This is a genomic window from Pseudomonas sp. GW821-FHT09C09, from assembly GCF_059418105.1.
Genome location: NZ_JBWKPF010000011.1, coordinates 80,725 through 93,947, shown reverse-complemented (window position 1 = coordinate 93,947; position 13,223 = coordinate 80,725). Strand labels below are relative to the sequence as shown.

Below are 13,223 nucleotides of genomic sequence, written 5' to 3'. Positions count from 1 at the left end.
AATGTAACCGATGGCTGTATGCCATGAATGTCCAGGAAACTTCTATGATTCGTAAATGTTTGTTCCCCGCTGCCGGCTACGGCACGCGTTTCTTGCCGGCCACCAAAGCCATGCCGAAAGAGATGCTGCCGATCGTCAACAAGCCGTTGATCGAATACGCCGTTGAAGAAGCGCGGGACGCCGGCCTGCAGCACATGGCGATCGTCACCGGTCGGGGCAAGCGCGCACTGGAAGACCACTTCGACATCAGCTACGAACTCGAACACCAGATTCGCGGCACCGAAAAAGAGAAGTTCCTGGCCGGCACTCGCGAGCTGATCGACACCTGCACCTTCTCCTACACCCGTCAGGTGGAAATGAAAGGCCTGGGCCACGCGATCCTCAGCGGTCGCCCATTGATCGGCGACGAACCCTTCGCCGTGGTCCTGGCCGACGACCTGTGCCTGAACCTGGAAGGTGACGGCGTGCTCACCCAGATGATCGAGCTCTACAAGAAATTCCGCTGCTCGATCGTCGCCATCCAGGAAGTCCCTCGCGACCAGACCCACAAGTACGGCGTGATCGCCGGCGAGGCAATTTCCGACGGCATCTACCGGGTCAACCACATGGTGGAAAAACCTGCGCCACAGGACGCTCCGTCGAACCTGGCGATCATCGGCCGCTACATCCTGACGCCCGACATCTTCGACCTGATCGCCGACACCGAGCCCGGCAAGGGCGGCGAAATCCAGATCACCGACGCCCTGATGAAACAGGCGCAGAACGGTTGCGTGCTGGCCTACAAATTCAAGGGTCTGCGCTTTGACTGCGGTGACGCCGAGGGTTACCTGCAAGCGACCAACTTCTGCTACGAGAACGTCTACCTCAAGGGCCGTTGAACCGTCCCCGCGCACATCCGACGAGGCAACCATGAACATCGCACAACATTCGACAGACATTGAACGGGAGGTGGACAACCTCGGGGTGATGAGCTGGTTGTCTCGTCATCAGCCGTTGCCCAGCGCCAACGAATCCTGGCTCGGGACCATCCTGCTGGTGGAGCGGATCGGCATGTTTCCATCGTCCGGGGACATTCGCCGGCCGCTGCGCGATCCCTATCCCCTGCTCGCCCATCTGAAACGGATCTACGGCGAACAGGCGCTGGAGGTCGATGACCGCGACGGCCTGAAGGTGATTCTCGGCGACTGGCGATTCCGCGTGCGCCTCTGCTGCAACGAGCCGGCGATCATCATCAATGTGGAGACCCGTTGCGTGACGCAGTTGATGCCGCAGAAGACCGCAGAACTTCTGGGTCACGTCGACACCTTCGACAAAGGCTGAGCCCTTATTCCGAGGCGGCGCCGCAGGAAGTCCCGTGGTTGCCGCCGACTATCATCCGATAGAAGTAATCGGCAATCACCTTCCCTCCCGTGGCCGGCACCGGATGTATTTTGTCCGGGCCGATCATCGCCGCCGCATAACGTTTGACGTCCGTACCGAACGCGCATTGCAGATTGGCGAAACCCAGATGCTGCTCGCGAGCCCAGGGCTCCAGAACCTGCGCGTAGGCCGACATTGGATAGGCGCTGGAGCGCGTGGTGTCCTGGCGCATGATCAGGTTGACGCTCGCTGCCGGCTGAATCTCGCGGATCATTCCGACCAGCCCCTGAACGTTCTTCAGGTACTGCTCGGGCTTCACGCCGAAACCCTGATCGTTGCCGCCGAGCATGATCAGGTAGATGTCAGCCGGAATCTTCGAGACCACCGTTTTCCACTGGGTCTGCCACTGACCGTCGGCATGATAGAAATCGCCGGATGCCGCACCCGACGCCGCCAGTTTCGACACCCGCAAACCGCCCTGCTCGTTGCTCATCCACAGGCCGAACAGGGTTGGCGCGCCCTTCACCACTTCCAGCCTGAAGGACCATTCCGTCGCGGCGGATGTACCTGACAGCGGGACTTCCTGGACGCCCGCGCCGGAGAGACTCAGCGGCTGCCAGTCCGCCGAAGGCGACCAGCGATAGCGCAGTTCACTGGATTCGCCGTTGCCCAGATAAAGTAACTTTGCCTGGGTGACAGCCGTGCTTATCGCTTCGCTCGGATGCGCATCGACCTGCAGCCATGCACCGGGACTTCCGGTCACGGTGCGGCTGTCGGGACTGGCCACGCCCAGGTTCGACACCTTCCAGTCGCCGCCGAAGTATTTTTCACTGCTGCGGGTGTACTTGAAATGGCTGCCGCCCAGCGCGGCGCCATGGTTGAAACCGACATAACCGGGGCCGGCAAAACCGACCTCACCGACCAGCCGCTGCACCAGTTTGTTCAGATAGAAATCCTGCCCGGCGCTGTAGCTGTCGCCGATCACCGAGACCGACAACACCTTCCCGGCCTTGCCTTCGCGCCACTGGGCAAACCGCTGGCGAGCGTCGCCGACTTCGACCACCGCTGCCGCGACCGGCGCTGCGTCATCCACTACAACCATCAAGCACTTCCTTTAGCCGAAACCGGCGCCGGGGAGACGTTCCCCGCTGGTTTTTTCGCCGCCGCACGCTCGCCCAGAAACAGCACCGACGTGAAGTTGAACCGGCTGAAGATCGTCGACAGCAGCACCGGCCCGAGCAAGCCGCACGCCACGCCGCAGAACACCAGCACGCTTTCGTCCTTGATGCCCAGACGCCCGAGCACCGAGCGCGAGGTGGCGGCGAACAACACATGAAACAGGAAAATCGCGTAGGAGTAACCACCGAGCCAGGTCAGCGCCTTCGAACGCATGTCACTCGACAGCAGCGCGAAGCAGGACACGCATCCAACAGTCAGGCCGATCAGGCTGCGGCGATCGATGATCAGCTCGCGATCCAGCGAAGCGATGTACAACAGCGTCAGGGAGATCAGCACAAACACCAACGGGCCGATCACTTTGAACCGTTGCTTCAACGCACTGACATTTTCCTGGCCGATCATCCCCGCCACAAAAAACGGCAACAGATAGGTCGCACCGTTGATGCCGAACGCATCGAACTTGAACGGCGGCAACAGAAACACTGCGGCGGAAAACGCGAACAGCAGGTACAGACGCGTCGCCGAGCGCAACAAACCACGCCATTCCAGCAGGCCGACAAACATGAAAATGATGAACACCGCCTGCAGGAACCAGAAGTGGTTCACCGGCACATAGAACGACAACAGCGCATCGATCACACCGACGTCCTTGTTCACACCCGGCCCCACCGCCTGCAGCACCGAGAACGGCACACCCACGCAAAACAGCGGCACGATCAGCCGCCGCACCTTGCCGGTGAAGAACGCCGAAAAGTCATTGTTGCGAATCTTGTAGATGGAATAGATGTAGCCCGAGATGAAGGTGAACAGCGGCATGCGCACGTACACCATCGAATCGGCGATCACCCGGAACGGCGAGCCGATATCGATCTTCAAACCGCCGCCCAACGGGCCGATCACGTGATAGAGCACCAGCAGCAGGCACGCCAGGCCGCGCAGGGTTTCGATCTCCAGGGACTTTTTCTTGCTCGACATAAAGCACCCGCCTCAATTCAGAATTCTTGATTCGACCCGCACCGGTTTGTTCGCCCGCAGCATCAAGCCCAGGCCCACGAACAACACCGGCACCACCATCGAGAAGTGTCGGGCGAAGGAGCCGAAGTCCGGTTCGAACAAGCCTTGAACCAGCAGAAACGCCAGGGGAATCGCGATCAGTTCCTTGGGTTTGGTCTGGATCGGCGCGCCCTTGTAATCGGTCGAGGTGATGACTTTGAACAACAGCAACGCGGTCATGATCATCAGCGCCACGAAGATCACCTGGCCCGGCCCGGAGAGCAGGATCAGCTCCACCGGGAACGACAGCCGGAAGAAGATGATCATCGAGTCCAGGGCCTGCGAAACGAAGTCGCTGCCGCTGAGCCACGAGACGATCAGCGACTTGGAACCCTCTTCGCCCGCCGTACGCAGTTCGTTGTTGCTGGCGCGAATCGACGACACCGGAAAGCCCAGCGCCAGCTGGATCGCCATGGCCACCGCCAGGTAGAACAGGAACAGCATCACGAAGAAGGTCATGCGCGACACGTACTTCTTCATCATGCAGACGCCGACCCAGGACAGCGAAAACAGGATCCAGTAGGGCCGGATCAACACGCCGTAGATCACCGCCGACAGGAAAAACCCGCCGCGATATTTGCGCGTCAGCGAGCTGAACAGAATGCTCAGCACCGCCACCGACACGATGATTTCCTTGGTCAGGTTCTCCAGGAAGAACGAGCGCACCACGCCCCACAGACACAGGGTCCCGAAGATCGCCAGCGGCATGCGCCGGAACACCACCACCGGAATCGCCGTGAGGAAGAAATTGCAGAACATCCCGTAGGCCCAGGCGTTGGTCAGGTTGATCCCGGTGGGCCGCAGCAGGAACGCCGAACACTCGTAGGACGAGCGATCCGGCGAGAACGGGTTCCAGAAATTGCAGTTGTCGGCCCGGGCATAGGACGACCACAGGGTCATCGCATCCGGGCCGGGATCGCGAGGGATCAGCAGCGGCATGGCCACCGACAGAAACAGGCCGGTGAACAGGATCAGGAACGACAGCGACGAATCGAGTTTCCTGCCGCGAAACTCGATGCACGGCAGTTTCAGGCCCATGACACGACAGCCTTTTTCGTACGCGTTGCACGGGTCAGCAGCGCAATCACGCTGAGCTGCACGATGATCCCGAAGACGTTGCCCCAGGCCGCGCCGTAGATCGAATAGTGCTTGATCAGCACGTAGCTGACCGGCACCGAAATCAGCAGGCAAAGGGCCGAACTGGCGAGGGAGACCCGGCTGTTTTTCGACGCGATCAAGCCGCCCCAGACGATGTCGCCGATGGCGCGCAGGGCAAAGGAAAAGATCAGCACGCCGAGGATGCCGTTGTCCGGACGCGGCACCGCTGCGCCGACGTAATCGAGCACGACATTGAAGAACAGATAAATCGCCACCGCGACTGCCGCTGACACCACCAGCGAACGCGCGACCCATTTGTTCACGAACAATTGCCTGACCGTGAACGGTTGTTGATCGGCCTGGTAACGCTTGGCGAGCACCGGAATGCCGACCACCGCCACCACCGCATAGGACAGCGCCTGCAAGGTGTTGGCCGCCGACCACGCGTACACGTATTTACCGAGGCTGGCGTAGGGTTCCAGATCAATGATCAGAAAGCGCTCGGCATACTGACTCACGGCGATCAGGCCGGTGCCCAGATAGAACGGCAACCCGGCTTTCCACACGGTCGCCGTCGCCAGCGTGCCCTCTTCGCGCCCGCTATGGACGTTCACCACAATCAGGTAACCGGAAACGATCACCAGCACGTTGGCGATAACCCACAGCCACAGCACGCTGGCGATCCCCGACACCCAGCCGAGCATCATCCCGCCCACGGCCAGCAGTGCCCAGAGGCCGGTCTTGATGAAGAACAGCAACGCCCCCGCCGTGGCTTTCTGCGCGGAAAACACGAACGAATTGATCTCGAAGGACAGGTGCTCGGTCAGCAGTACCAGGGTCACACAGGCGATCAGTGCAGCCGTCGCCTCGACCTGCTGGAACAGTGAATAGATCAGCACCGTCAGCACCGACAACAGCAAACCGACGGCCAGGTACAGCAGCAGAACCTTGTCGACGACTCGCTTCGAACTGCCGCCGACACTGATCAGCCGATTGATCTCGGAACTGAAACCGACGCTGTAGAACTTCGACGCGATCAACGACGCCGCGACCACCACGCCGTAAAAGCCCAGCGCCTCGTAACCGAGGTAATGGGTGATGGCGAGCACCAGCAGGAACTTCGCGCCCAGTGCTCCGCCGCGCAGCAACAAGCGGAATATCATCGAATGACGCCCTTGATGATGTCGTCCATGGCCACGGTTTTGGCTTCGATTTCACGGCAGGTGTCGGTCAGGCGCTTGCCGAAATCCGACAGCGCATTCGGTGCGTAAACCGTGTCGATGATGGTGTCGACATCGATGTCGCCACCGTTGATGACCCAGTCCTCGACGCCCATGTCCTGATAGGCGCCGAAGCCTTTGCGCTCGTAGCTGATGTGGTACGCCGGCACGCCGGAGAGCAGCGATTCGATCGCCCCGTGCAGGCGCACAGAAATCACCAGGTCCGGCTGATATTTGGCAATCGTCGCCTTCAGCGACAGCAGGTCTTCGGTGATGCCCAGTTCGCGATAGAACGCGCCGTCATCGTTACCGCGCACAGCGCTCTGCACCGCGCAGACCACTTTGCTTTTGTTCTTCAAACGCTGCAGCAGCACCTTCAGGTTGGCCACGTAGGCGAGCTTCTTTTCCTTGCTCCATGCCGGCGGTTTGCGCAACACCACGCACACCGTGGCCGGCGTCGAGGCGCAGCGGGTGAACTTGGGTTGCTGCAGGATTTTGCCGGCCAGGGCCTGCACCGCGAGGTCCGGTGCGCGGTAGACATTTTCGCAGGCATCGAACAACGCCGAGGAGCGGTTATCGCGCACGAACACCGCATCGGCGCTGGCGTAGTGGCCGACGATCCTGTCGCTGTCACCGTGGAACGGCCCGATGCTTTGCGGCAGGTACACCGATGGGACTTTGCTCAGGATCGCGGTTTCCAGTTGCTTGGCGTGGCCCAGTTTCAGCTTGATGTGTTCGAAGGCGCTTTTGGAGCGCATATAGCCACCGCCGACGCCGACGATCAGATCGGTTTTCTTCAACAGATCCGCCAGCCCGGCGTAGGACTGATTGAGGAATACCGCCTGCTTGACCCGGCCCAGCCCCTTGGCAGCCATGACCGGCGCGTCAAAGCGCGGGTGCGGCAAGTATTTGAAGGAATCCGGATCGGAGGCCACGACGCTGATCGCGGTGTCTTCGCCAAAATTGCGCTGCACCAGCGCAATGGCCAGGTCGACCAGCAGACCATCACCGGAATTGGAGGCACTGTAGCCATGCAAAATCGTTACGTTCATGAGCGGCGTTCTACTTAATAAGAGGGAGCGGAATACACGTCGTAGGTCTGGCGGATCATCAACGCGGCGCTGAAGCGCTCGCGGACGATGCGTCGACCTTCGAGGCCAAGGACCGACAACGCGGGTTTCTGGATCTGTTTCAGGCGATCGGCCAATGCGTGGTGATCACCGGTGGGGAACACGTAGCCGGACACCCCGTGGGTCACCAGCTCCGGCAGCGACGTGCAGTCGCTGGCAATCACCGGCAAGCCCAGCGCCATGCCTTCCAGCGGCACCATGGCAAAGCCTTCCCAGCGACTCGGAACAATCAGCGCATCGGCCTGCTGGTACAGCGCGTTGACCTCGGCCGGCGTGACCCACGGCAGGTACTGAACGCCGTCCATTGGCGGGCACTCGACCGTCGCCTCGTTGACCGCACTGCCGACCACTGTCAGTTTCAGGTCGTTGCGCCCGGTCTTGGCGTAGGCCTTGAGCAGCACGTCGAAGCCTTTCTGATAGTCGAGCCGGCCGACGAAGAGCAGATGAATCGGCTGCGGATCCTCGGCTTTACGCTCCTCATCCTTGGGATGAATGCCGTTGTAGATCAGCCGCATGCGCTTGCGCTCGATGCCGAACGCTGCGGCTTTGTCCAGCTCGTACTGGCTGACGCAAATGATCGTGTCGGTGACCTTTTGCAGCACACGCTCGATCCACGCATAGACTTTCTGCTTGATCGGCGAGCTTTCCATCAGGAACGAAAAGGCATGCGGGCAATAGACAATTTTCGGTTTTCGCCACGGCCGCAGAAGCACACACACGCAACGGCCGATCACCCCGGAAAACGTGCTGTGCAGGTGCACCACATCAGGTTTTTCCTTGAGCATCACTTGCATCAGTCGCCAGGCAAAACGCAGCAACGACGGCACATTGCGCCCGGTTCGCTCGAAGGTGCGGATCTGTTGCGGGGCGATGCCGTGCAGTTCCTTTTCCTGATCCTGCGGCACCAGATACACCAGCTCATAGTTGGCTTGCCCGTCTTCCGGGGATGCCGAAATCGTGCGGATCACCGTTGCGACGCCACCTTTAATCGTTTCAGCCACGTGCAGTATTTTCTTCACAACCCACCCACTTTGTTGCCTGTAAGAACAATCGCTGAAACTCAGGATTTGTCGGACGCGTATTCGTAGTTGTAATAGCCGTAGCCGCCGTTGCCGTAGTAACTGGCCGCACGCTTCTCGACGCCGTTGAACACCGCGCCTTTCAACTCGATGCCGTTCTGGGCGAAGCGGCGAATGGTCAGTTCGACTTCTTTGGCCGGGTTCACCCCGAAGCGCGCGACGATCAGGCTGATGCCCGCTTCACGACCGACAATCGCTGCGTCCGTCACCGCCAGCAGCGGTGGCGTATCGATGATCACCACGTCGTAGCGCTCGCTGAGTTCCGCCAGCAGTTCGCGGAAATTGGCGTGCATCAGCAGTTCGGAAGGATTGGGTGGCACCTGGCCACGGCTGATGAAATGCAGGTTGTCGACTTCGACCTTGTTGATCGCCTGCTCCAGGGTGCAGCGCTTGACCAGCAGGTCCGACAAACCGTTGGTGATCGGTGTGTTCAGCGTCTTGTGCAGATGCCCCTTGCGCATGTCGGCATCGATCAGCACCACGCGCTGACCGCTCTGGGCCATGACCGCCGCGAGGTTGGAAGACACGAACGTCTTGCCGACCTGCGGGCTCGGGCCGGAAATCATGATGCGGTTGTTGGTCGAATCCAGCGCCGCAAAGTGAAGGCAGGTGCGCAGGCTGCGGATCGATTCGATGGACAGGTCCGTCGGATTGCGCAGCGCCAGCAGATAGGCCGGTGTGTCCGCCGTGACCTTGGCGCGGACTTTCTTGGTGTCCTCTTCCTGTTGCAGGGCGCTGTAAGGGATCGACGCGTAGACCGGCAAGCCGAGCTGCTCGATGGCTTCCGGCCCTTCCAGGCCCTTGCTCAACGACTTGCGCAACAGCACCAGCGCCACGCCGACAAAGGCACCGAGGAAGGTCGCGATCAGCACGATCAGGGCTTTCTTCGGCTTGACCGGGCTGGTCAGGTCGACATCCGCCGAATCCACCAGACGCACGTTGCCCACGGCGCCGGCACGAATGATGTCCAGTTCCTGGGACTTGTTCAGCAACTGGGTGTAGATCTGCGAAGCCACTTCGACATCGCGGGTCAGGTTGAGCAGTTCCTGTTGCGTGGCCGGCAGGTCGCCAACCTTGCCTTCCAGGGACTTCTGTTGCTGGGTCAATTCACCGATCTGGGTCATCAGTGCCCGATAGGCCGGATGCTGTCTGGTGAACTTGCGATCCATTTCCGCCTGCTGCATTTTCAGCTCGGAAATCCGTGTTTCGAGGGCGACGGACTGGCCGAGCACCGATTGGGTTTCCAGGGAGATGTTCACGGTCTTGCCGCGCGTCTGGTAGGCATTGAGCGCATCACTGGCCTTGGCCAGGTCGCGTTTGACCTGCGGCAACTGGCTTTGCAGGAAGGCCAGGCTCTGCGCGGCTTCGGCCGAGGTGCGGCGTACGTTCTGGTCCACGTACAGCGAGGCGATCTTGTTGAGGATCTTCACCGCCTCAGCGGCGTCGGTGCTGGCCAGGGCCAGGCGGATGATCCCCGACTCCTTGCCCTGCTCGGAAATATCCAGCGCGTCCTGATAGCCCTGAATGGTCACGATCCGTGGGTAGCGCACCACTTCGAACCGGGTGCCGGGGTTGGCCTGCAAATGCGTAATCTGCCCTTCTACGCCATCCTGTGCGAAGGCTTCACCGGCAGTGCCTTCTGCCAGCAGATTGTCGTTGTCGTCGAACAACTGGAAGCGCTGCTGCTCGCCGGCGATCAGGCTGAGTTTCTTGCCCAACAGTTCCTTGGGCAGATCGAGCCGGGCAAATTCCAGACGCTCACCGCCCCACGCGTAGCTGTTCAGCCCGAAACGTGGCGGCGCGACGCTGATTTCGGTTTCACCGCGATAGCGGCGGGAGAGAAAACCGCCAATCACCGGAAAAGTATTGGGGGTGACGTCGATGTCCAGGCGCAGATCGTCAACGGTCTTGCCGATCACCGCGCGGGATTTGATGATGCCGATCTCGGTCACGGACGGCGACTGACCGCCGAGCATGCTGTTGAGATCGGAGAAGCCGAGCATGTCGTTCTTTTTCGGTTCGACCTGCACCAGCGCGTTGGCCAGATACACCGGTGTGGCCAGAATCGCATAGGCGACGCCGGTCATCATGAACGCGCCGGTGAAGGCACCGATCAACCATTTCTGATCGATCAAACTGCCGAATATGCCGAGAAGATCAATACTGTCTTGATCGTTGTCACGGGTGCCGACTACTGACGGTAACTGCATAAGTCTTTCTTACCATTCACTGTTCTGAAGAATATTCATCAATGCCCGAGGCGCTGTGCCCATGAGCCAACAGCATCTTCAATCAATGCATGGGCATGAATGAAAGCGGCCTGCCCTTGACGATACGGATCCTGTATTTCTCGTTCGTTCTGCCACTTGCCGAGAAGAAACACTTTGCCCCTGGCGTGAGAGGCAATCTTCAGTACTTGTTTTACATGCTCTTTTTCCATGACCAGAATCAGGTCTGATTCATTGACGATGTCCGCTGTCAGTTGCCGCGCCTTGAAGCCTTCGGCGCACTGCCCACGCTCTTCCAGCACCTTGCGGGCCGTTGCCTCCATAGACTCGCCAACCCTGGCAGACAAGCCTGCGGAGGCGACCGTGATGGTCGAGGGCGCCAACGCGTTACGCAGCAACAGTTCTGCTGTCGGACTTCGGCAGATATTGCCGACGCAGACGACAAGGATCTTTTTGAACAAGGTTTACTTTCCCGTGTAATGTCATTCGGCCAACATGTCCCGTGGACTTAAATGAATCCACAGGACTTTCCTGCACTCGGAAACAGTTTCGCCTGTTAGTACCGGTGCATTAAGTACCACGGGGTCCAAAAGTCACCCAACCAGAATTACCGGACTAAAAATAACTGTGATTTTCGGCGTTTTTTACACTCGGAGATTTCCGACAAAAAATAACATTTGCGCACTTTTCGGCCTTTTCGGCATCGCATGAAAGTAACGAGATAAACATTGGCTAGATGTCATTTCTCATCAGGAGAGCAGACATGAAAGCAGCACATCTCAAACGTCTCGGCGCCCTTTCCCTTTTGTTGTTCGGCACAACGGCTCAGGTTGATGCCAGCGAGTTGTTCCCCGCACTGCCCCACCGAACGGTCGGCATCCAGGTCAAGGTCCAGAGTTTTTCGGCTTCTGATGCCGCGCAGATCAAGGCTGCGGGCTTCAGTTTCGTGCGCCTGGGTGCGTGGAGCGACAGCCTGGGCGACAAGACCTATCAGAAACAGCTCGGCGATGCGTTTGCCGCCGCCGGATCCGCCGGGTTACCGGTGCTGATGACGGTGCGCGCCATCAAACCGCTGTCGACAGACCCGGCCACGGCGGGCGCGGCTTTTGCCAGTGCAGTGAACAGCCTGGAGCAGACGTACGGTTCTCAGCTGGTCGCGATTGAAATCTGGAATGAACCGGATCTGAACACGTACTGGCCCACTGGCAATTTCAGCACCACGTTTGCGCCGTTCATGAGCGCCATGTGCAAGGCGCTGCAAGACAATCCCACCAGCACTCCCGTGATCGGTTTCGGCTTCGCCCGGCCACCGAGTGCCGGTTCGGCCTCGACCGTGGCGCTGAACAGCATTCTCGGTGCGTATCCGAAATGCCTGAGCGCCATTTCCTACCATCCCTATGGCATGACGGCGACGCAGATCGGCAATGCGCAGGCGTTCATCCAGCAGAATTTCCACCTGCCGGGCGTCATCAGTGAATGGGGAATTTCGGCACTGGCCTCCAACGGCGGTCCCGACGGGCAGGCCACCAAAGTCGCGGCGTTCATTGCCGATGTGAAACGGCTGCAGATTCCACTGACGTCGATCTACGAGTGGAAAAACAATGATGCGGGCAGCGATGACCGGGAAAAGAATTTCGGTTTGCAGACCGCAGGCGGGCAACCAAAACCGGCGGAAGCGGCCGCGAGGACGCAACTGGAGTCCGAGTAGCGTCCACATTCATCAGTCAGTTGCTTTGAACCTGTGCCGCGATTTGGCATCGTATCTATCGATACCGCGCCCCGCCCTTTCAAACAGCCGTTTTCAGGTTGTTGCCTGCGGGGCTATCGATACATCCACATGCCCTTGAGTGGCTGTCAGCGCTCGGGTAATGTCGTCAGACCCATAGGACAGAGCACGCTCATGACTTCCAAGCTGGAACAACTCAAACAGTTCACCACCGTGGTTGCCGACACCGGCGACTTCGAAGCGATTGCCCGGGTCAAGCCGGTCGACGCCACCACCAACCCTTCCCTGCTGCTCAAGGCGGCGGCCATTCCTGCCTATGCCGAGCTGCTGAACGCCGCTGTTCGCGATTGCAAGGGCGATGTCGGCCTGGCCAGCGACCGTTTCGGCGTCGCGGTGGGTCAGGAAATCCTCAAAGTGATCCCGGGCCGCATTTCCACCGAAGTGGATGCCCGCCTGTCGTTCGACAAGGACGCGATGCTCAAGCGTGCGCACCGTCTGATCGAGCTGTACGACAAGGCCGGCGTCGGCCGCGACCGCGTACTGATCAAGATCGCTTCCACCTGGGAAGGCATCCGTGCCGCCGAAGTGCTGGAGAAGGAAGGCATCCAGACCAACCTGACCCTGCTGTTCTCCTTCGCCCAGGCCGCCGCCTGCGCCGATGCCGGTGTGTTCCTGATTTCACCGTTCGTGGGCCGCATCTACGACTGGTACAAGAAGGCCAACGGCAACGACTACACCGGCGCAGATGATCCGGGCGTGCAGTCGGTGACGCGTATCTACAACTACTACAAAGCCAATGACTACAAGACCGTGGTCATGGGCGCGAGCTTCCGCAACCTCAATCAGATCGAGCAACTGGCCGGCTGCGACCGCCTGACCATCAGCCCGGACCTGATCGACAAGCTGGCGGCAGACACCGGCAAACTGGAGCGCAAGCTGGCTCCGGGTCACGCCGGCGAAGCACGCCTGAGCCTCAACGAATCGCAGTTCCGCTGGTTGTCCAACGAAGACGCGATGGCCACCGAGAAACTGGCCGAAGGCATCCGTCAGTTTGCCCGCGACCAGGAAAAACTCGAGGCGCTGCTGCAAGCCAAGCTGTAACGGGCTGACGGCAAACGCAAAAAGGGCGAACCCTTACAGGTTCGCCCTTT

12 protein-coding genes are annotated in these 13,223 nt (G+C 59.9%); 4 read left to right on the top strand and 8 right to left on the bottom strand.

Annotated features, from left to right (window positions below):
• Nucleotides 1-44: 44 nt before the first annotated feature.
• A complete protein-coding gene (gene galU, locus AC07NR_RS27755; protein WP_085686770.1) occupies nucleotides 45-878 on the top strand; it encodes a UTP--glucose-1-phosphate uridylyltransferase GalU in 834 nt (277 codons plus the stop codon).
• A gap of 31 nt (nucleotides 879-909) precedes the next feature.
• Nucleotides 910-1,320, top strand: a complete 411-nt coding sequence (locus AC07NR_RS27750) for a phosphohexomutase domain-containing protein (protein WP_114884347.1) — start codon at nucleotides 910-912, stop codon at nucleotides 1,318-1,320.
• A 4-nt stretch (nucleotides 1,321-1,324) separates the two neighbouring features.
• Here the strand turns inward: AC07NR_RS27750 and AC07NR_RS27745 are convergent, their stop codons facing one another.
• The 8 genes from AC07NR_RS27745 to AC07NR_RS27710 are packed head-to-tail and all read right to left on the bottom strand — an operon-like array spanning nucleotide 1,325 to nucleotide 10,807.
• Complete coding sequence (locus AC07NR_RS27745; protein ID WP_495079886.1) at nucleotides 1,325-2,461, bottom strand: SGNH/GDSL hydrolase family protein; 1,137 nt, start codon at nucleotides 2,459-2,461, stop codon at nucleotides 1,325-1,327.
• Nucleotides 2,461-3,513 carry an acyltransferase family protein gene (locus AC07NR_RS27740; RefSeq protein WP_423203943.1) on the bottom strand — a complete coding sequence of 351 codons (1,053 nt, stop codon included), beginning with the start codon at nucleotides 3,511-3,513 and terminating at the stop codon, nucleotides 2,461-2,463. Before AC07NR_RS27740 ends, AC07NR_RS27745 begins: the two co-directional genes overlap by 1 nt.
• Before the next feature lie 12 nt (nucleotides 3,514-3,525).
• Nucleotides 3,526-4,629, bottom strand: coding sequence for a hypothetical protein (locus AC07NR_RS27735; protein ID WP_085713171.1), 1,104 nt, complete (start codon nucleotides 4,627-4,629; stop codon nucleotides 3,526-3,528).
• Complete coding sequence (locus tag AC07NR_RS27730; protein WP_495079885.1) at nucleotides 4,620-5,852, bottom strand: MATE family efflux transporter; 1,233 nt, start codon at nucleotides 5,850-5,852, stop codon at nucleotides 4,620-4,622. The genes AC07NR_RS27735 and AC07NR_RS27730 overlap by 10 nt, the downstream gene beginning before the upstream one ends.
• Nucleotides 5,849-6,961, bottom strand: a complete 1,113-nt coding sequence (locus AC07NR_RS27725; RefSeq protein ID WP_305836434.1) for a polysaccharide pyruvyl transferase family protein — start codon at nucleotides 6,959-6,961, stop codon at nucleotides 5,849-5,851. The genes AC07NR_RS27730 and AC07NR_RS27725 overlap by 4 nt, the downstream gene beginning before the upstream one ends.
• Nucleotides 6,962-6,975: 14 nt before the next feature.
• Nucleotides 6,976-8,058 (bottom strand): glycosyltransferase, encoded by a 1,083-nt coding sequence (locus tag AC07NR_RS27720; RefSeq protein WP_495079884.1) that lies wholly within the window; start codon nucleotides 8,056-8,058, stop codon nucleotides 6,976-6,978.
• A 41-nt stretch (nucleotides 8,059-8,099) separates the two neighbouring features.
• The gene (locus tag AC07NR_RS27715) at nucleotides 8,100-10,328 is read right to left on the bottom strand and encodes a polysaccharide biosynthesis tyrosine autokinase (RefSeq protein ID WP_495079883.1); all 2,229 of its coding nucleotides are present in this window, start codon (nucleotides 10,326-10,328) and stop codon (nucleotides 8,100-8,102) included.
• A 38-nt stretch (nucleotides 10,329-10,366) separates the two neighbouring features.
• The gene (locus AC07NR_RS27710) at nucleotides 10,367-10,807 is read right to left on the bottom strand and encodes a low molecular weight protein-tyrosine-phosphatase (protein ID WP_495079882.1); all 441 of its coding nucleotides are present in this window, start codon (nucleotides 10,805-10,807) and stop codon (nucleotides 10,367-10,369) included.
• A gap of 302 nt (nucleotides 10,808-11,109) precedes the next feature.
• Here AC07NR_RS27710 and AC07NR_RS27705 point away from each other — a divergent pair, with 302 nt between their 5' ends.
• On the top strand, nucleotides 11,110-12,054 hold the full coding sequence (locus tag AC07NR_RS27705) for a glycosyl hydrolase family 5 (protein ID WP_495079881.1): 945 nt from the start codon (nucleotides 11,110-11,112) through the stop codon (nucleotides 12,052-12,054).
• Nucleotides 12,055-12,246: 192 nt separating this feature from the next.
• Nucleotides 12,247-13,173, top strand: a complete 927-nt coding sequence (tal, locus tag AC07NR_RS27700; RefSeq protein WP_114884366.1) for a transaldolase — start codon at nucleotides 12,247-12,249, stop codon at nucleotides 13,171-13,173.
• The last annotated feature ends 50 nt before the right edge of the window (nucleotides 13,174-13,223 follow it).

What these genes read in the sequence shown, in the direction of transcription:
- galU (WP_085686770.1), top strand. Translation starts at nt 45, where the DNA reads ATGATTCGTAAATGTTTGTTCCCCGCTGCCGGCTACGGCACGCGTTTC.
- AC07NR_RS27750 (WP_114884347.1), top strand. Translation starts at nt 910, where the DNA reads ATGAACATCGCACAACATTCGACAGACATTGAACGGGAGGTGGACAAC.
- AC07NR_RS27745 (WP_495079886.1), bottom strand. Translation starts at nt 2,461, where the DNA reads ATGGTTGTAGTGGATGACGCAGCGCCGGTCGCGGCAGCGGTGGTCGAA.
- AC07NR_RS27740 (WP_423203943.1), bottom strand. Translation starts at nt 3,513, where the DNA reads ATGTCGAGCAAGAAAAAGTCCCTGGAGATCGAAACCCTGCGCGGCCTG.
- AC07NR_RS27735 (WP_085713171.1), bottom strand. Translation starts at nt 4,629, where the DNA reads ATGGGCCTGAAACTGCCGTGCATCGAGTTTCGCGGCAGGAAACTCGAT.
- AC07NR_RS27730 (WP_495079885.1), bottom strand. Translation starts at nt 5,852, where the DNA reads ATGATATTCCGCTTGTTGCTGCGCGGCGGAGCACTGGGCGCGAAGTTC.
- AC07NR_RS27725 (WP_305836434.1), bottom strand. Translation starts at nt 6,961, where the DNA reads ATGAACGTAACGATTTTGCATGGCTACAGTGCCTCCAATTCCGGTGAT.
- AC07NR_RS27715 (WP_495079883.1), bottom strand. Translation starts at nt 10,328, where the DNA reads ATGCAGTTACCGTCAGTAGTCGGCACCCGTGACAACGATCAAGACAGT.
- AC07NR_RS27705 (WP_495079881.1), top strand. Translation starts at nt 11,110, where the DNA reads ATGAAAGCAGCACATCTCAAACGTCTCGGCGCCCTTTCCCTTTTGTTG.
- tal (WP_114884366.1), top strand. Translation starts at nt 12,247, where the DNA reads ATGACTTCCAAGCTGGAACAACTCAAACAGTTCACCACCGTGGTTGCC.